20 protein-coding genes and 1 pseudogene are annotated in these 17485 nt (G+C 71.2%); 14 read left to right on the top strand and 7 right to left on the bottom strand.

Features of this window, described 5'->3' with window-relative positions; genetic code table 11:
• Window positions 1-124 precede the first annotated feature (124 nt).
• The 5 genes from ACFY3N_RS04435 to ACFY3N_RS04455 all read left to right on the top strand — a co-directional run bounded on the left by ACFY3N_RS04435 (window position 125) and on the right by ACFY3N_RS04455 (window position 3000).
• Window positions 125-553, top strand: a complete 429-nt coding sequence (locus ACFY3N_RS04435) for an Hsp20/alpha crystallin family protein (protein ID WP_390815135.1) — start codon at window positions 125-127, stop codon at window positions 551-553.
• Window positions 554-710: 157 nt separating this feature from the next.
• Window positions 711-1187, top strand: a complete 477-nt coding sequence (locus ACFY3N_RS04440) for a DUF2267 domain-containing protein (RefSeq protein WP_390815136.1) — start codon at window positions 711-713, stop codon at window positions 1185-1187.
• 184 nt (window positions 1188-1371) lie between these two features.
• A complete protein-coding gene (locus ACFY3N_RS04445; protein ID WP_390815137.1) occupies window positions 1372-1746 on the top strand; it encodes a VOC family protein in 375 nt (124 codons plus the stop codon).
• A 59-nt stretch (window positions 1747-1805) separates the two neighbouring features.
• Window positions 1806-2390 (top strand): sugar O-acetyltransferase, encoded by a 585-nt coding sequence (locus ACFY3N_RS04450; RefSeq protein ID WP_390815138.1) that lies wholly within the window; start codon window positions 1806-1808, stop codon window positions 2388-2390.
• A gap of 10 nt (window positions 2391-2400) precedes the next feature.
• Window positions 2401-3000: a TetR/AcrR family transcriptional regulator gene (locus ACFY3N_RS04455; protein ID WP_390815139.1), complete on the top strand. Its 600-nt coding sequence runs from the start codon at window positions 2401-2403 to the stop codon at window positions 2998-3000.
• Here ACFY3N_RS04455 and ACFY3N_RS04460 read toward each other — a convergent pair.
• The 3 genes from ACFY3N_RS04460 to ACFY3N_RS04470 form a co-directional block, all read right to left on the bottom strand.
• Window positions 2930-3880, bottom strand: a complete 951-nt coding sequence (locus tag ACFY3N_RS04460) for a 2-hydroxyacid dehydrogenase (RefSeq protein WP_390815140.1) — start codon at window positions 3878-3880, stop codon at window positions 2930-2932. The two genes, ACFY3N_RS04455 and ACFY3N_RS04460, sit on opposite strands and share 71 nt — an antisense overlap.
• On the bottom strand, window positions 3855-4985 hold the full coding sequence (locus ACFY3N_RS04465; RefSeq protein WP_390815141.1) for a hypothetical protein: 1131 nt from the start codon (window positions 4983-4985) through the stop codon (window positions 3855-3857). The genes ACFY3N_RS04460 and ACFY3N_RS04465 overlap by 26 nt, the downstream gene beginning before the upstream one ends.
• Before the next feature lie 62 nt (window positions 4986-5047).
• Window positions 5048-5434 (bottom strand): hypothetical protein, encoded by a 387-nt coding sequence (locus ACFY3N_RS04470; RefSeq protein WP_390815142.1) that lies wholly within the window; start codon window positions 5432-5434, stop codon window positions 5048-5050.
• 287 nt (window positions 5435-5721) lie between these two features.
• Between ACFY3N_RS04470 and ACFY3N_RS04475 the strand changes: the two genes are divergently transcribed.
• Window positions 5722-6180, top strand: a complete 459-nt coding sequence (locus tag ACFY3N_RS04475) for a TIGR03618 family F420-dependent PPOX class oxidoreductase (RefSeq protein WP_390815143.1) — start codon at window positions 5722-5724, stop codon at window positions 6178-6180.
• 115 nt (window positions 6181-6295) lie between these two features.
• Here the strand turns inward: ACFY3N_RS04475 and ACFY3N_RS04480 are convergent, their stop codons facing one another.
• Window positions 6296-7264, bottom strand: coding sequence for an SGNH/GDSL hydrolase family protein (locus ACFY3N_RS04480; protein WP_390815144.1), 969 nt, complete (start codon window positions 7262-7264; stop codon window positions 6296-6298).
• A gap of 421 nt (window positions 7265-7685) precedes the next feature.
• Window positions 7686-7778: pseudogene (locus ACFY3N_RS04485) on the bottom strand (IS5/IS1182 family transposase); the annotation flags it as partial.
• Between the two features lie 494 nt (window positions 7779-8272).
• Between ACFY3N_RS04485 and ACFY3N_RS04490 the strand changes: the two are divergent.
• From ACFY3N_RS04490 to ACFY3N_RS04525, 8 genes are all read left to right on the top strand, one after another.
• A complete protein-coding gene (locus tag ACFY3N_RS04490; protein ID WP_390815145.1) occupies window positions 8273-9340 on the top strand; it encodes a peptidoglycan-binding protein in 1068 nt (355 codons plus the stop codon).
• Window positions 9341-9668: 328 nt separating this feature from the next.
• The gene (locus tag ACFY3N_RS04495) at window positions 9669-10019 is read left to right on the top strand and encodes a hypothetical protein (protein WP_390815146.1); all 351 of its coding nucleotides are present in this window, start codon (window positions 9669-9671) and stop codon (window positions 10017-10019) included.
• A gap of 340 nt (window positions 10020-10359) precedes the next feature.
• Entirely contained in the window at window positions 10360-10935 is a 576-nt protein-coding gene (locus tag ACFY3N_RS04500) for a L,D-transpeptidase family protein (protein WP_390815147.1), read from the top strand.
• A gap of 176 nt (window positions 10936-11111) precedes the next feature.
• Window positions 11112-13871 carry a cyclophane-containing RiPP biosynthesis TPR protein HaaT gene (haaT, locus tag ACFY3N_RS04505; protein ID WP_390815148.1) on the top strand — a complete coding sequence of 920 codons (2760 nt, stop codon included), beginning with the start codon at window positions 11112-11114 and terminating at the stop codon, window positions 13869-13871.
• Between the two features lie 111 nt (window positions 13872-13982).
• Window positions 13983-14174 carry a HaaA family cyclophane-containing RiPP peptide gene (gene haaA / locus ACFY3N_RS04510; protein ID WP_390815149.1) on the top strand — a complete coding sequence of 64 codons (192 nt, stop codon included), beginning with the start codon at window positions 13983-13985 and terminating at the stop codon, window positions 14172-14174.
• 10 nt (window positions 14175-14184) lie between these two features.
• Window positions 14185-15372, top strand: a complete 1188-nt coding sequence (locus tag ACFY3N_RS04515) for an FxsB family cyclophane-forming radical SAM/SPASM peptide maturase (RefSeq protein ID WP_390815150.1) — start codon at window positions 14185-14187, stop codon at window positions 15370-15372.
• Between the two features lie 25 nt (window positions 15373-15397).
• Window positions 15398-15871, top strand: coding sequence for a cyclophane-containing RiPP N-acetyltransferase HaaN (haaN, locus tag ACFY3N_RS04520; RefSeq protein ID WP_390815151.1), 474 nt, complete (start codon window positions 15398-15400; stop codon window positions 15869-15871).
• A gap of 198 nt (window positions 15872-16069) precedes the next feature.
• Complete coding sequence (locus tag ACFY3N_RS04525) at window positions 16070-16447, top strand: hypothetical protein (protein WP_390815152.1); 378 nt, start codon at window positions 16070-16072, stop codon at window positions 16445-16447.
• Window positions 16448-16719: 272 nt separating this feature from the next.
• Here the strand turns inward: ACFY3N_RS04525 and ACFY3N_RS04530 are convergent, their stop codons facing one another.
• On the bottom strand, window positions 16720-17007 hold the full coding sequence (locus ACFY3N_RS04530; RefSeq protein ID WP_390815153.1) for a hypothetical protein: 288 nt from the start codon (window positions 17005-17007) through the stop codon (window positions 16720-16722).
• Window positions 17004-17300, bottom strand: coding sequence for a DUF6247 family protein (locus ACFY3N_RS04535; RefSeq protein ID WP_390815154.1), 297 nt, complete (start codon window positions 17298-17300; stop codon window positions 17004-17006). The genes ACFY3N_RS04530 and ACFY3N_RS04535 overlap by 4 nt, the downstream gene beginning before the upstream one ends.
• Between the last annotated feature and the right edge of the window lie 185 nt (window positions 17301-17485).

The raw sequence follows: 17485 nt of genomic DNA on the forward strand, positions 1-17485 counted from the left end.
GCCCACAGCCGGCCACGCGACACAACCTGAGTCCAGGCTTGTCAACTTTCCTCCTCCGAGCTATATAAGAAGGCAAGACCGTAAGGGCATCGCACCGATGAACCCACGGAAGGAGATGACCGTGATGCTCATGCGTACCGACCCGTTCCGCGAATTCGACCGACTCGCGCAGCAGGTCTTCGGCGCCACTCCCACCGGCCGTCCCACGGCGATGCCGATGGACGCCTACCGGGCGGGGGACGACTTCATCGTCCACTTCGACCTCCCCGGCATCGACCCCGAGACGATCGACCTCGACGTCGAGCGCAACGTCCTCAACGTGCGCGCCGAACGCCGCTCCCCGGCGCCCGAGGGTGCGGAGACCGTGGTCGCCGAGCGCCCCACCGGCACCTTCACCCGCCAGCTGTTCCTCGGCGAGACCCTGGACACGGAGCGCATCGACGCGTCGTACGAGGCCGGCGTCCTGACCCTGCGCATCCCGGTCGCCGAACAGGCCAAGCCGCGCCGCATCCAGATCAGCGGCGGCGACAGCCGCAAGCAGATCGGCGGCTGACCCCCGCACCCCCTCACGCGTCCCGCGGACCGGACGGTCCGCGGGACGCGCCCCCGCGCCGTCCGGCCCGAAGAGGGGCACATGCCGGGGGAGAACCGGGGCATTGGAGTACCGGAGACCGGGGCACTGGAGAACCGGAGAAGGAGAGATTTACCGGATGACCACGCTGACACCGCAGAAGCCCGCGACCCCGAAGCAGGCCGGAGGCATCCCGGCTCCGGCGGCCGCGCCCCGGAACGACAGCTGGCATCAACTGATCGACGCCGTGAAGGAGTCGGGCCAGTACCCGACACGGGCGGAAGCGGAGAGCGTCACCCGGGTCGTCCTCTCCGCCCTCGGCGGTCACGTCGTCGGCGACGAGCGCGTCGACCTGGCCCGCGCCCTGCCCGAGGAGGCGGCGAGAGTGGTCGCCTCGCAGATCCCGGCGACCCGCGCACTGACCGCCGCGGAGTTCGTCGACTCGGTGGCCACCCGCATCGAGGGCGCGACCCCGGCCACGGCCCGCTGGGACGTCAGCTCGGTCCTGAGCGTCCTGCCCGGCCTGGTCGGCGACGCCCTGGTGACCCGCGTCCTGGCCCAGCTGCCGCCGGGCTACGCCCTCCTCTTCGGCCGGGCGGAGCTGTCCCCGGCGTGACGACCGGGCGGCGGCCCCCTCACCCCTGAAAACCGCCCCTGCCATGCCTCGGCCCCGGACCCGTGTCCGGGGCCGAGGCACGTCCGGATCCCGTCACCGCCCGCCAAATCGTTCGACGGCACCCCTCCCCGCGCGCCATCCTGCGAGCCGGAAGCCGCACCGACCGCCCGCCCCCGGAGGACCGTTGAACCCCGTCATCCGCCACATCACCTTCGACTGCACCGGCGACCCCTACGACCTCGCCACGTTCTGGAGCGCGCTGCTGGGCAACCCGCTCGCCGACGACGACAAGCCCGGCGACCCGGAAGCCCTGATCGCGGACCCGGCCGGCGGACCCGGCCTGCTCTTCGTCCGTGTGCCGGAGGGCAAGACCGCCAAGAACCGCCTCCACTTCGACCTGAGGCCGACCGGCCGCACCCGCGCGCAGGAGGTCGACCGCGCCCTCGGCCTCGGCGCCCGCCTCCTTGCCGACCACACCCGCCCCGACGGCGGAGGCTGGGTCACCCTGGCCGACCCCGAAGGAAACGAGTTCTGCGTGGAACGCGGCGAACCGGACTGAGACAAGAGCGCGGCGATCGAAGCGTACGATCGTACGCCCAAGAGTGTACGATCGTACGCATGCCGACGGACGACCACTTCGCGAACGACCCGCGCACCCACCTGGAGCGCATGCTCGCGGGCGACCTCTACATCGCCGACGACCCCGAGATCGCCCGCCGCCAGCAACGCGCGATGCGGCTCGCGGCCCGCTACCAGGCCGCCTACCCCGAGAACCCCGCCGAGGCGAGGCCGATCCTGGCCGAGCTCCTCGCCTCGGTGGGCGAGGACGTCGAGGTCCGCCCGCCGCTGTACGTCGACTACGGCAGCAACATCACCATCGGCGCCCGCACCTTCGTCAACTACCACCTGACCGCCCTGGACGTCGCCCGCATCACCATCGGCGAGGACTGCCAGATCGGCCCGAACGTCCAGCTCCTCACGCCCACCCACCCCGTGGAACCGGGGCCCCGCCGCGACAAGCTCGAGGCCGCGCTCCCCATCACCATCGGCGACAACGTCTGGCTCGGCGGCGGCGCGATCGTCTGCCCCGGCGTGACCATCGGCGACAACTCCGTCATCGGCGCCGGCGCGGTGGTCACCAAGGACGTCCCGGCGAACGTCGTGGCCGTGGGCAACCCGGCCCGTCCGGTCCGCACCCTCTGACCCCGCACCCATGGCCACCGGACACACCGACCCCCACCGCCGCGCACGCATCCTCGCGGCGGCGCTCGACCTGATCGCCGAGGAGGGCGTCGCCGGCGTCTCCCACCGCAAGATCGCCGCGCGGGCCCGGGTCCCCCTGGGCTCGATGACGTACCACTTCACCGGCATCGACGACCTGCTGCTCCACGCCTTCACCGGCTACGCCGACCACGTGGTGACCGTCTTCGAGCAGCACCTCGGCGGCGCCACCACCGCCGACGAGGCCCGCGAGGCGGTCACCGACCTCGTCCACACCCTCTCCGAGGGCACCCGCCGCGACCTGATCCTCACCCAGGAGCTCTACACCCTGGCGGCCCGCCACGAGCCGTACCGCGCGCTGTGCGCACGCTGGATGCGCCGCAGCCGCACCCTCCTGGAACGCCACTTCCCCCCGCCCACGGCCCGCCAACTGGACGCCCTCATCGAGGGCCTGACCCTCCACCGGGCCCTGGACGACACCCCGCCCGACCGCGCACTGACCCGTGAGGCGATCGCCCGCATCACCTCGGCCCCCGAGGACCGGCCACCACATTCTCCGCCCGCCCGTCCAGATACGCCTCGACGTTGCTGACGCAGACATCCCCCTTCCGGGTCAGCGCGGTGTCCGTGCAGAAGCCGATGTGGGGAGTGGCCACGACGTTGTCCAGAGCCGTGATGTCGCGGCGGTCCGGATCCAGGTCGTCGAGGCCCGCGCCCGCCAGCCGGCCGTTCGTCAACGCCTCGTGGAGGGCGTCCTGATCCACGAGGGCGGCACGGGCGGTGTTCACCAGGAACGCCCCCGGCTTCATCACGGACAGCTCCTTCTCCCCGATGATCCCCCTGGTGCCGGGGGTGAGGGGCAGGTGCAGGGAGACGAAGTCGGACTCGCGCAGCACGTCGGCCATCGGACGGAACCGGACGCCGAGTTCGTCCGCCCGCTCGTCCGGCATGTTCCGGGCGAAGGCGAGCACGCGCATACCCAGGGCGGAACCGATCCGGGCGAGGCGGCCCCCGATGTCGCCGACGCCGATGAGCCCCAGCGTGCGGCCGGAGAGCTCGATCCCCTGAAGACCCTGCCAGGACAGGGTGCCGTCGCGCACCCTCCGATCGCCGCGGGCGATGTTGCGGCAGAGCGCCAGCATGAGGCCGAGAGCGAGCTCGGACACCGCCGGGCCGGCGTAGGCGGGCACATGCGTCACCGTGATGCCGAGCCGCTCGGCGGCACGCACGTCCACGTAGTCGTACCCCGTCGCCCAGACCGAGATCATGCGCAGGCCCGGAAGCTGTTCGAGGACGGTGCCGTCCATGGCGGTCCAGCCGAGAACCGCGACCTCGGCACCGTCGAGCCGCCGCTTGATCTCCTGCGGGTCGGCGGGGGTACCGGAGTGCACCACGACCTCTCCCCGTGTCCGCAGCCTGGCGAGCTGGGAGTCGCCGAGGTCGCAGTCATCCAGCAGCACGATCCTGGTCATGTGGATCTCCTGTCGGGGTGAAGTGGCGTCGGACCTCCAGGAGATGTTGTGCTTCCGGGGTCGCGATCATCGAGGCGGGGATGTCACGGATGACGCCGTCCGCCCACGACGCGAGCAGCGGACTGCGGTGCTCGGCCGGAACCCCGTCCAGGACGGAGCGGGCGAGGCGACAGCCCTCCTCGACGTCGACACGGCGTACGAGGAGCCCGGCTCGCGTGAGGCGCACGAGCGCGGGGTCGAGTTTCTCGGACGGGTCGAACAGCTTGAGCGCCGCGTCGTGCGCGGACAGGGCCGGACCCGTCAGCCCGAGCGTGCTCAGAGCGACGCCCCGGCTGAGCGCGGCCTGCTGGACGGTCCAGTCGAACAGGCCGAGCCGCTCGTGCGGGGGCGAAAGGCCCTGGGCCTGATCCGCCAGGTCCAGTGACCGGAGCACGCCTGCCCGGTCCTCGAGAAGGGCCTGCGCGCGCGACATCACCGTATGACCCATGACGGCCGCCGCCGGCGACCTCCGGGGAGCGGTGTCGACGGCCGCCCGGGCCAGCCGGGAAGCCTCCTGCAGCGAGGCCGCGTAGTGCAGGGCGATGAATCCCGCGCGGGCCAGTGTCCATGCCCGCAGTTCCTGGTCACGGACCTCCAGGGACAGCCGCCGGGCCAGGTGCATCCACTTCCTGGATTCGGCCGGACGCCCGAGGTCGTCCACGACCACCGCCACCATTGCGCTCAGTCTGCCCATGAGCCGCAGTGACTTCCTCTGGGCATCGGGCAGGCGGCAGGACTCGATCAGGTCCTGCAGGTCGACGACGTCCGACAGCAGCTCCCGCAGGTAGGCCAGCGGCGGAGTCGTCGCGTACCTCAGGGCGTGACCGTGGACCGTCTCCTCCCACGCCTCGAAGAGTCCCCGGGCGGTGCCGCCGGCCGACAGGTACTGCTCGGTGCGGCCACGGGTCACCGCGACGGCCTCGGCCGCGCCGTCGGTGAGCCGGATTCCCGCACCCACCCCGACGGCCCGGAGGAAGGACCGCCGTTCCATCGTGCCCTCGATGTTCACGGAGCCGTGCACCGAACCGATGACGGTGACCTTCTGGACGCTCGCTCTCCCGCTCACGGCCAGGTTCTGGGGCGTGGGAGTCCCCGTCGGCGGTTCGGTGTTCCACATGACCGGTCGCCTCAGAAACTCACGTCGCCCTGAACCGTGCCGATGGTGGTCATCTTGCCGACGGAGGCGTTGTCCTGGACGGTCATCACGACCTGCCGTGTCTCGGGGTCCTGCTTCGCGGCGGCCAGCGCGTCCTGCAGAACCCGGGCGAACTCGCCGTCGTCCCGCAGGTGGCGTTCCAGGTGCGAGGCCAGGACGCCCACCTCACGCGGATCCTCGGGATGACGGCGTGCCGAATCCAGCGCCCGGGAAGCATCGGGGTCACCGGTGAACCGCTTCCCGACCAGCTTCATCAGCTTTCCGGCCAGGGTGCAGATCGCCCCACCCGCGAGGGCGCCGGTCTGCTCGACAGCCCCCTTGGCGAGCAGGACGGCGATGGTCAGAGCCAACGGTTCCACGGCGCCCCCTCGTGTCCTGTAGCCCAGCCGAGCCAGTCTGGCAGAGCGGACCTTCGCCGAGGAGGGTCTGTTTCGGACTGTTCCTTCGGAAGGGTTACGTTCCACGAGGCACGTCGCGCCGTTGGCGTTCCCTATGAGCAAGAGGGCGAAGGCAGCACATGACATCGACCGTGTTCTCCGCCGGCGGGGATCTCGAGGCGCGGCGACCGTGCTTCGGTGCCATGCGCCGGCCCACACCGTCACGGCGTTCGTGAAATTACCGGGTGGCCAAGGCGGTTGACCCCTTCATGACCCATCGACCCGCGCCCCGCCCCCTGTCCGACGAGGCCCTCTCCGACCTGCTCGGCACACAGCAGTTCGGCACCCTCGCCACCGTCAGGCGCAGCGGCCACCCGCACCTGACCACCATGGTGTACAGCTGGGATCCCGAAGCCCGCATCGCCCGCTTCTCGACCACGGCCGACCGCGTCAAGCCCAAACACCTGCGGCACAACCCGCGTGCGGCACTGCATGTGCGGGGCGGCGACGTCTGGTCCTTCGCCGTCGCCGAAGGCGAGGCCGAGACCTCCGCCGTCACGACGGCCCCCGGCGACGCGGTCGGCCGCGAACTCCTCGGCATGATCCCGGAAGCCGCGAGGCCAGAGGACGAGGACGCGTTCCTGGAGCAACTGGTCGCCGAACGCCGGTTGGTCGTCCGGCTGAAGGTGGACCGCCTGTACGGCACGGCGCTCGACATCGAGGGCTGAGGCTCTCCCGCCTGAGCCGGAGGTGGGCGTACCCAGGAAGGCGGAACCGGCCTCCGGCTGGTGCCGGAGGCCGGTTCGCTGTCGGATCGCCGACGGGTGCCGGGCGAGGGTCGGCTCAGCCGATGGCGTTCAGCATTGCTTCTTCGACGTAGTCGGCGGCGTTGCGGTGGCCGAGGGCGTTGGGGTGCACGAAGGACAGCTGGTCGGGCAGGGTGACGAAGCCTTCGACCCACTTGGTGTCGTCGCAGACGCTGTGGTTGCGGGAGGGGGCGTAGAGGTCGACGAAGCCGGCGGCTTCCTGGGTGCCGGTCGAGTTGTTGATGGCCTTGTTGAGGGGTTCCAGGACGTCGTCGCGCAGCCAGGCCAGGTCGCCCTGGGTGATCGTGCCGAACTGCGTCAGGTCGCCGAAGTTGCAGCTGGAGGTGTCCTGGGGGATGACCGTGGGGTAGCCGACGGCCAGGATCTTCGCGTGCGGGGCGCGCTCGTGGAGTACTTCGAGCATCCGGTCGTACTCCTGGCGCACCTCCTTCAGCCGGACCGGGATGTCGGCGGCCAGGGCGTCCTTGCACGGGGCGCCCTTGCCGCCGCTCTCGCCGCCCAGCTGCGTGCACTTCATGAGGAGGTCGGCGAAGCCCAGGGTGTTTCCGCCCACGCCGACGGTGATGACGTCGGTGTCGGGGCCCACCGCCTCGGACTGAGGGGGCACCGCGGGGAAGGGGTAGTCCGGGTCCTCGGAGATGGGCGGCAGGTGGCGGCCGATCGGGTGCTGGGGGGTGTCGGTGACGTTCTCGACGGTGGCGGCGCCGCAGCTGACGTTGGTCAGGTCGAAAAGACCCCCGAGGTCGCGGTCGATGACCTGGGGGTAGGACCGGTCGGTACGCTCGCAGCCGTCACGCGGGACTTCGAAGGTGTTGCCCGCGGCCCGGATGACCCCGGCGGTGTAGGAGTCACCCAGGGCGACCCACTGGTATTCCTCGGCCGCGGCGGCGGATTGCGCCCCGGCGAACTGCGCGGGGACGAGAGCGCCGGCGGCGATGGCCGCAGCCGAGCCGAGCAGGGCCAGACGAGTACGGAAGCGTGCCACGAATCCTCCAGGGATACGGTGTTGGCGTCGCTTCGACCCTAAGGAGATCGTCACTCTCTGCACTAGATCCAATGCGGTCAGTAGTCTTCGGGTGGTTGCGTGCGCCTGTGTGGGGGACGCGGGTTCGACCTGTCGACCGGGCACGCCGTATTCGCGACCGCCTTGATGCGACACTCGCTCACTACGGAAAGGCCCTTGACCGACTGGGTGATCCCCACCTGAGGCGCACGTCCGTGGTGGCTGTCTTGTTCTCGATCACCGGCGAGCTCGACCTCCGGCCGTTCAAGGCGGCCAGGGCTCGGCGCGTGACCGATGCCGCTGCTCCACAGCCCCTCTGTCACCGGGCCCGGAGGAGGATCGCTGCAAGGTGGAGTGCGGCCTGGTGGGTGATGGCGGGTCTGTCCGTTCGCATGGCCGGTGCCTGGCCCGCGGTGACGCGGAGGGCCAAGGGGCACGCGCGGACGTCGCCGGCCGGATGGATTTTCGTGGTCGGACCACCGCGGGAGCGTCCGAGCGTGTGGTCGCCGGGTACGGGCCGGATCGGCCGGCATCGGCGACTCGACCCGATCCCACGTCGCATCGGTGATCACTGACCGGACGGGCGCATCCGATCAACCGACGAGCGGTTCGAAGAGGCACGTTCCAGGCCCGGCCGACCGTCCTTCCCGCGGGTGAGCGACGCGTGCCGGGAGCGCGTGGCCTCCGCACTCGTCCGGGTGAACGCGTGCTTCCCGCGCCGGTGCTCGGCGGGGCTCCTCGAAGGGGCCGTGGGCAGCCCGGTCGCGGGGCCGCGGAACGTCCGGTGGCCCGCGGAGGCGCGGACGGCCCGCGACGGAGGTGCCGGACCCTTCGTCCGGCATCACTACGATCTGCGCTGCTGTGGGCCGATGCGTCCGCGATCACCGCCATGCACGCGATCGACGCCATGCACACGATCGACCTGCTGCTATGCAGCGATGCAGGCGGCGTGGACGCCCGGCCGTTCCGCGAGACGACGGGGAGAGACACATGGGGCACGAGCCGGAGGCCCGGGACCGGGGGCAACGGCCGGGGGAGCGGCTGGCGCGGCTGCTGCGACGCTGGTGGGAGGAGGCCGGGAGCGCACCCGGCGGCACCCGGCCCACCCAGCAGGCACTGGCCTCGAAACTGGGCATCGACCAGACGACGCTCTCCCGCTACCTCAATCCGAGGCACGCGTCGACCGCTCCGCCGCGGGTGGTGGAGGCGCTCCACGCTCACCTGCGCGCCCCGGCCGCGGAGCTGGAACGGGCACGGGAGCTGTGCCGGGCGGTACTGGAGGAGAACAGCCGGGCGGCACTGGAGGAGAGCAGCCGGGCGGCACTGGAGGAGAGCAGCGGCCACGCGCCCGCCGGCACCGGCCCCCGGCCCACCGACGCGGCCGACGCCGCGGGCGGCACGGACGGACGCGCTGCCCCGGGTCGGCCGGGGCGGTCCCGGTGGGTGCGGCCGGCGCTGGTGGCCGCGGTGGTGGTGCTGGCCTTCGCCGCCGGGGTGGTCGTACGCGACCAGTACGCCCCCCGCCCCCGGACCGCGGCCGACGGTGTGGCGGCCGGGGCCGTTCCGGCGAGCGGCGCGCCGCTTCAGTGGCCGCTGCTGAGGAAGCGGACGGGGGACCAGTTCACCCCTGGCCGCGCCCTGCAGCACCTGCTGCGGGCGCACGGCTACGAGGTGAGGACGGACGGGTTCTTCGGGGACGAGACCCGGGACGCCGTCATGGACTTCCAGCGCAGGAACAACCTGCCCTCCGACGGCAAGGTGGGCGAGGACACCTGGCCCGAACTGGTGGTGCCCCTCGGGCGCGGAGCCGACGGGCACGCGGTCCTCGCCCTCCAGGAGCTTCTGCACAACGCGGGCCAGGGCGGCACGGAGGTGTCGGGGGAGTTCACCGCGGCGACCGCCGAGGACCTGAGGTTCTTCCAGGACCGTCACGGCCTGCGGCCCAGCGGCAGGGCGGACGCCGACACCTGGCTGGCCCTGCTGGTGTTCCAGCGCCCGCCGGTCGCCGCCCCCGCGTACCAGGGGGCCACGAGTCCGCCGCCCTCCACACCGGCCTGAGCGGGCCGCCTCGGCCGTCCGCGTGGGACGTCCGCGCGGGGGCGGCCCGCATGCACGCCGCCCACCCCGTGCCGCATGATGCGCGACGCCCTCTCCCGGCAGGCATAACCGCAGGCCGGGACCCCTTCCCGCAGGCTGCACGGGGACTGCATGGATGCGCCTGTGCAGACCCCCCGGAATGTCTTCCCGCACCCCGCCGCCGCGGTCAGTCTGGGTGCTGTGCCCGGCGCTCCCCGGCCCACGTACCCCGCCCTCGTCGGCGGGCGACGTGCCCGGGGCATGGCGCCGGTGCGCTTCCCGACCACTCTCCATCCGAAGGAGTACCTCCATGTCCGCTGTCCGCAAGACCGTCATGTCCGCGCTGTCGACGATCGTCCTCGCCGGAGGACTGGCCCTCGGCGCCACCGGTACGGCGAGCGCCGCCACCTGCCCGTCCACGGCGTCCCCGAAGATCGACGGCGCGATCGCCAGTTGGTCCCTGAACTGCTCGGGCGGCGCCGTGCGGGTGTCCGGTTGGCTCGAGGACACCCGCATGGACGGCAAGTGCGCCGTGGTCCGCGTCGTCGGCGGCAACGGCGATTACCGCACGAAGCAGGCCTGCGGCTCCGGGGTCCGCGAGCAGTTCGACTTCACCTTCGCCGGCACGAACCAGGCCCAGGTCCGCCTGGCCATCGCCTGAACCCCGTTCCGGGGCGGGCCGTGACCGCCCGCCCCGGAACGTCCGGACGCGCCCGCACTTGCCTGACGGAACGTCCGGACGCGCCCGTACCCGCCTGACGGGGAGTCCGGACGCGCCCGTACCCGCCTGACGGGGAGTCCGGGCAGGTGCGCGTCCCGCGCCGACACGGCCGGCGGCGCAGGCCGGTGCGCGCCGCCGGTCCGGCGAGAAACCGGCCCACCAGCCCACCAGCCCACCGGCCCACCGGCCACGACGGACCGCGGCACCCGGGACAACCGCATCCGAGGGCCCACCCACCGGCACGTGGCCGCCGGGGAAGAACGAGAAACGAGGCAGACACATGAAAGCGAACAAGCGCTCCCCGCGCGACCTCCTGGCGGCCTGGGCGGTGACGACCGCCCTGGCCCTCGCCCCCGTCGCCCTCGCGGGCGGTCCCGCCGGAGCCGAGGCCGAAGCGGCGGCATCGGCGACCACCCTGGTCTTCGACAAGAACCCGGACGACCCCACCGACTCGACGCTCTCGGTCCACCGGGACGGGAGGCTCCGGGCCACCTACCGGGCCGGATCGGGTCTCGGCGTCCAGGACGACTGCGTCCGCGCCAAGGGCTGGATCCCCGACGGGAACTGGAGGATCCGGTCCAGGACCCGCACCTACGACGGCAACCTCATCAAGGGACACGCGATCCACCTCCAGGACATGACGTGCTCCCGGGGCACGGTGACGCGCACCGAGATGTTCATCCACTCCGAGACGAACCGCGACGGCAGCCAGGGCACGTCCGAAGCCCGACGCTGGGACGGCCCGGGCGACTACAAGTCCAACGGCTGCGTGAAGCTGAACCCGAAGGACATCGAGGACCTGTTCCGCCTCCTCGACGGCATCGGCTGGCCGACCCACCTGCGGGTGGTGTCCTGACCCGGCCGGAACGCTTCCGGCAGCGTGGCGCGATGGCGGCCTTGACCCGTCTCCGTGTTGCCTGATGCTCTAGGCCGGTCGGGCGCTGGAAGTCGGGGGAAACAGGTGATCGCAAAGCTGTCCGGGCAGGGCACGGACGTGTGGGCGGCTCGCGTATGAGGGCGAGGCGCGGGGCCGTGGTCGCCGTGGTTGCCGCCGGCGGCGCCGTGACGACCATGCTCGTGGGGCTCGTGACCAACGCGGTCTCCGAGTCGGAGTGGCCGGGCTGGCTCGGATGGCTGCAAGAGCACGCGTGGTTGTCGTTCGTCGCACTCGGAGCGGCCATGGTGGCGCTGTCCGTGCTTCTGACGGCCCTCTCAGAGACCGGAACGCCGTCAAGACCCCCGCACACTCCCTTACCGGGGCCGGGCGACGGAACGCAGCCCCCGGGAGCAGCCCTGGTCCTGCGCTCATTACCGCGCGACACGGCAGCCTTCACCGACCGAGGTGCCGAGCTGGACGCGCTGGTGCGATCCGTGCGCGAGTCCCAGGACAACGGCACCGCTCTGCCCGTCCACGTCATCGACGGAATGCCGGGCGTCGGCAAGACGACATTCGCCGTCCACGCGGGACACGTTCTGTCCGAGTGCTTCCCGGACGGGCAGCTCTTCGTGAACCTCAACGGGCACACGACAGGTCGCACCCCGGTGCAGGCCACCGAGGCGCTGGCCTCGCTGCTGGCGGCGACCGGCGTGCCGACGCAACAGATCCCCGTGGGTGACGACGAGGGCGCGGTCACCGAGGCACGGGCCGCGCTGTGGCGCAGCCGCCTCGCCGGAAGGAAAGCGCTGCTCATCCTGGACAACGCGGTCAGCTACCGCCAGTTGGAGCCGCTCCTCCCGGGTGGCCACGACTGCCTCGTGCTGGTGACCAGCCGAAAGCGGCTGGCGGCGTACGAAGAGGTGGTCGTGTCGGTCGACGCCCTGCCGCCGGACCACGCGGTCGACCTCTTCGTACGGCTCAGCGGGCGACCGTCGGACTCGCTCGACCGAGGAGTGATCCGGGAGTTGGCCGCGCGGTGCGGACACCTTCCCCTCGGCATCTCACTGCTTGCGGCGCGGCTGCGTCACCATCCGTCGTGGAGCGTGCGGGACCTGCGCTCACGGCTGGTGGCCGCCGGTGACCGGCTGGGCGAGTTCAGGGCAGGGGAACGCGGCATCGCGGCCACATTCGAGCTGTCGTACCGGGACCTGGGACCAGGGCGGCAGCATTTCTTCCGATGCCTCGGCTGCTATCCCGGAACCGACGTCGACGCCCATACGGGGGCGGCACTCGCGGCGGTTTCGGTGAGCGCCGCACGGGAGCACCTCGATGCACTGTACGACGCCCACCTGATCGACGAGCATCCCGGAAACCGTCACCGGCTGCACGACCTGCTACGCGACTACGCCCGCGCTCTCGCCGAGGAGGAAGGCCCCATGGAACACACTGAGGCGGTTCACCGTGTGGGGACCTACTACCTGGCCGCCCTCGCCGAGGCCAACCGGCACATCCTGCGTGGCGGTGCCCCCGTGCCGACGGTTCCCGACGGCGGCGACCACCTGGAAACGCCGCCTCTGGCGTCCCGTTCCGCGGCGCTGGGCTGGTTGGAGGACGAACGGGCCAACGTCCTGGCCTGCATCCGCCGCGCGAACGGGCTGGGACTGCATGAACTGGTCATCCGCATGGCCGCGGCCATGGCGCCGTTCCTGCGTCAGGCCGGACCGTGGGATCAGGCCGTCGGTCTCCACCGGACGGCGGTGGAGGCCGCCCGGCAGACCGGCGACCGCCGTGCACTGGCCGCGGCGCTCGCCGAGTCGGGTGTCATCCGGCGCTTCATGGCCGCCTACCCCGAAGCGATCGAGGCCCTGGAGCAGGCGATCACCGAGTACGAGGCAGTGGGCGACAAGCGTGGCAAGGCGGAAGCGCTCAACCAGCTCGGCATCGTCCGGTACATGGTCGCCGACAACGAGGCGGCAGCCGAGGCCCAGACCGAGTCCCTCAGTCTCCACCGAGAGGTCGGCGACAGGCTCGGCCAGGCGAACGCCCTCGCCGATCTGGGCATGGTGCGCAGGCAGAGCAGCCGCTTCGACGCGGCCGTGGAGGCACAGAGCGAAGCCCTGACGATCTACCGCGAGCTGGGCGACCGCTACGGAGAAGCCAACTCGCTGCGCGACCTCGGCATCGTGCACAGCCTGACGGGCGACTACGAACCGGCGGCGCGATGCCAACACGAGGCGCTGGAGATCTACCGTGCCCTCGACGACCGAGTCCACCAGGCCTACGCCCTCAACGAACTCGGCGTCGTACACCGGCTCACCGGTGACTTCGCCCAGGCCCGCCGGATGCACACCCGGGCCCTGGAGCACTACACGGAACTCGGAGAACGCTTCGGCCACGCGAACAGCCTCCGCCACCTCGGGGTGCTCGACCGGGTGGAAGGCAGGGCGACCGAGGCCGTCGCCCTGCTCGAGCGGGCGCTGGCCGCCTACCGCGAACTCGGCAGCCGCGGCGGAGAGGCCGCCACCTTGGGGGAGCTGGGCGCGGCACGCGCGCTCGCCGGAGAGGAAGAGGACGCCGCTGCGGCGTTCAGGCAGAGCCTCGCGATTCTGTGTGCCCTCGGTGACCGCTGTGGTGAGGCCCAAGTCCTGAACCACTACGGAGACCTGCTGCACGCGTCCGGCGATCACACGGCGGCGCGCGGCCACTTCACGGACGCCCTGCGGCTGGCTCGGGACATCCGCTGCCCCCTTGAGGAGGGACGGGCACTGGAAGGCGTGGGCCGCTGCGACCGGGTGATCGAGGGACCCGGGCGTGCCGCGGAATCGCTGCGCGAGGCACTGGAGATCTTCCGGCGCCTGGGAGCGGACACCGAGGCCGACGCCGTACGGGCACTGCTTGCCGCGCAACCGGGATGACCGGGAACCGTGGCCGGATTGTCCGTGCCGCGGACATCCCCACCTCTGCTACGTTTCGATCCGATTCCGTCCTGCGACACCCGTCGATGGTTACGTCACGAGGAGCGCCGTATGCCCTCAGACCCGCCCGCGTCCGCCACCTGCGCCGCGACACCGTCGGACGCCCGTCCCGCGCAGGGCAGCGCCGTTCTGGCCCGTGTCGAGTCCCGCGTGCGACAGCGCCTCGAAACGGAGCAGGCCACACCCGAACGGACCGGCGACGGCGGTCACGCCGCCTCGCTCACCCGTCTCCGGCCACTGTGAGCGCGCCCGCTTGAAAGCTCACTGCGAGGGCGCCGCACCCTTCACGGCCTTCATCCTCAAGGTCGCCAACCGCTGCAACATCGACTGCGACTACTGCTACGTCTTCCACTCCGCCGACCAGGCATGGCGGCGCCTGCCCGCCCGGATGAGCGTGGCCGTGGCCCGGGCCGCCGGCCGTCGGATCGGTGAACACGCGACAGCACACGGCCTACCCGCGGTACACGTGATCCTGCACGGCGGCGAACCACTGCTCGTCGGCCCACGTCATATGGCCGCCCTGCTCGACGCCGTGCGGGAGGGCATCCCCACCGGCACGAGGGTTCACTTCGAACTCCAGACCAACGGGACACTGATCACGGAGGAGTGGCTCGATCTCCTCGAGGAGCACGGCGCCGTCGTGGGCATCAGTCTGGACGGTCCGCAGACCGCCAACGACCGCCACCGGCTGACGCGTTCGTCGCGCTCGAGTGCCTCCTCCGCCGCACGCGGCATTCAGCTGGTGCGCTCCCGCCCGCACCTGTTCGCGGGCCTGCTGGCCGTCGTCGACCTGGCCAACGACCCGGGCGACGTGCACGACCACCTGGCCTCCTTCGAGCCTCCGGTGATCGACTTCAACCTGCCCCACGCCACCCACGACGAACCGCCGCACCGCAACGATCCGAGCCTGCCCGAGTACGGCATCTGGATGAGCCGCGTGTATGACGCCTGGCTGGCCGGCTCCGACAACCGGCACAGCGTCCGGATGCTGGAGGACATCGTGGCCCTGAGCTCCGGGGTGCGGAGCTCGGTGGAGACCATCGGGCTGGCCCCGTCGGCGAGCATCGTCATCGAGTCCGACGGAACCATCGAGGACGTCGACACCCTGAGGTCCGTCGAGGAGGGCGCCTCCTGGCTCGACGCCGACGTGTACCGGCACTCCTTCGACGCGGTACGCCGACACCCGAAGCTCGCACACCGCCGGTCCGCAACGGCCACGCTCGCCGAGAAGTGCCGGGCGTGCCCGCTGCTGGAGGTGTGCGGCGGAGGCTACCTCCCGCACCGCTTCAGCACGGCCCACGGCTACCGCAACCCCTCGGTCTACTGCGCGGACCTCGAGCATCTCATCCGCCATGTCCAGGGCTCCCTGCGGCAACATGGCTGGCACCTGGGCCCGGACCGTGCCATCGTGCCGGAACCCTCCGCCGACGCAGGCGAATGAAGCGACCGAAGAACAGGAGCTGTCGATGACCGTGACGATCCGCCCCGCCGACAAGCGGGACGTCGTGGCCCTGGCCGAACTGATCGAGGAGATCGAGCGGTTCTACGGCTCGACCGACATCCAGCCGGTGGAGGAGCGCCGGGCACAGGTGGAGGAGGCCCTGTTCGGCTCGCCGCCCCTCGCGTCCGCACTGGTGGTGGAGGACGCGACCGGTGAACTGGCCGGACTCGCCGCCTACTCCTTCCTCTGGCCGGCCGCGGGCTCCTCCCACTCACTGTTCCTGAAGGAGCTCTACGTCCGCGACACGCTCCGCCGCCAGGGCGTCGGCTCCCGCCTCATGGACGAGCTCCGCGCCCTGGCGGCGGCGCGGCCCGGGTGCAGCCGGGTCGAGTGGATGACGGACCGGGACAATCCCCACGCGCGGGCCTTCTACCGGACGCTGGGCTTCACCGAGTTCGACGGGAAGATCGTCTACCGGGTGGACGCCGGGACGGCATGACGCGCGCCGGAGCCGACCTTGGCCCCAGGATGCCCGGCCGACGGAGAGGAACCGAGGCGGGCCTCGGTGCTCGTGCCGGTCGGCGGAATCGCGTCGAGACGGCTTCGAACCGGCCAGGGAAGGCCGAAAAGTGATGCTTGACGATTCAACAACTCTGTTGTGAGCATGCGTGTGACGTCCTGAGATCGGAGACCCCCCATGCGTCTGAAGTCCCTCGCCCTCGCGGCGATACCCGCAGCCTTCCTCGGTGTCATGGCATCCGCACCCAGTGCCTCGGCGTGGTCCACCGGGAACTGCCAGACGGGTACGTTCTGCGTCTGGCCCGAGTACTGGTACGGCGACACGGACATGACGCCGTCGCTGGTGACCGAGGGTGAATGGTCCGGCAGGGCTCTCGGCCACATCTTCTACAACAGGACGCCCCAGGACGTCACGATGACGTACGTCATCGCCGGACAGGAGGAGAGGGGCCCCGAGACGGCGTGCGTCTCCAGCGATCACGGCAGCTACTTCACGATGCCCATGTACGTCACGGACATCGCTTGGCGTGAGGACGACGGCAGCCCCTGCTGGTGACCGCCCCGAGACACCGTTCCCCGCAGCGCTGAAGCACCTGGGATGTTCTCAACCCCTGGATCAAAGGCGGCCGTTGAGGTCACGGGCAGCGCGCAGGCGGAGAGCAGCTCCCGGCAGGGCGGGCGGGCGTCGAGCCCGAGCCGCCCTGCCGGGAGCTTCCGCGTGTCCGTCCACCTGGCCGACGCCGACCCGCCCCACCTCAGTCCTGTACTTCCCCGCCACCGAACCGGCGTCCCGCCGCCGTGAACAAGGCACGCGACGTGACGGTCCACCTACTCTTCACGGGCTCCGTCATCCGGCGTCACAGCGACGATCGCCACGGTCGGGGGCGGCGGAGACGGCGTGTACACATACGCCACGGCCAGTCCCGGCACGCCGTCCCGCGGCTCGATTCTCGTCTTGCGCACTTCCGTGCCGTCGTGACGGGGAGGCCCGAGCCGCACGCCGAGGCGCGGAGCCTGTTCGAGCTCCTGCCGTAGCGCTTCCAGGTCCTGCTCGGCTCCCAGATCCTTCGCTCGCTGGGCAGCCCGTACGGTGACGGCCGCAATCACACCGCTCACGCGTCCGGACCCTCCTGCTTCAGCTGTGCCGTCAGGTCGAGGCCCTCCTGTATGGCGATGTCGAAGTCAGGGTCCTGGTAGAGACGGATCCGTCCCCGGTAGTCGACGATCACTGCGGCGACTGCATCGAGGTCCGTCTCCGACGAGGCCTCCAGCGCACGCTGGAGATCCGCTTCAAAGGTTTCCTGGTCGCCGGGGAAGCCATGCCCGGACCGCAGAGCGGCCCGGATGTCGCCGATGGTCCTCAACGGCAACGGCGCAGGGATGGGTGTCTCTACGTTCTCTGCGCTCACGATCTCTCGCTCCTTGATCTCCCCCGTCCTGTGACGAGTGTCCTACATGTCCGCATCCCGTGCAGGCATCGCCCAGAACTGAGGGGAGGAGTCTCATCGAGGGACGGCTTCGAGGAAGCGGTCGGCCGTCGTGGCCGTCCCGACGAGCCCGGACCTGGATCCCCGGGCACTCTTGATCCAGTGAG

The organism is Streptomyces sp. NPDC000348 (assembly GCF_042898795.1).
Lineage (GTDB): Bacteria > Actinomycetota > Actinomycetes > Streptomycetales > Streptomycetaceae > Streptomyces.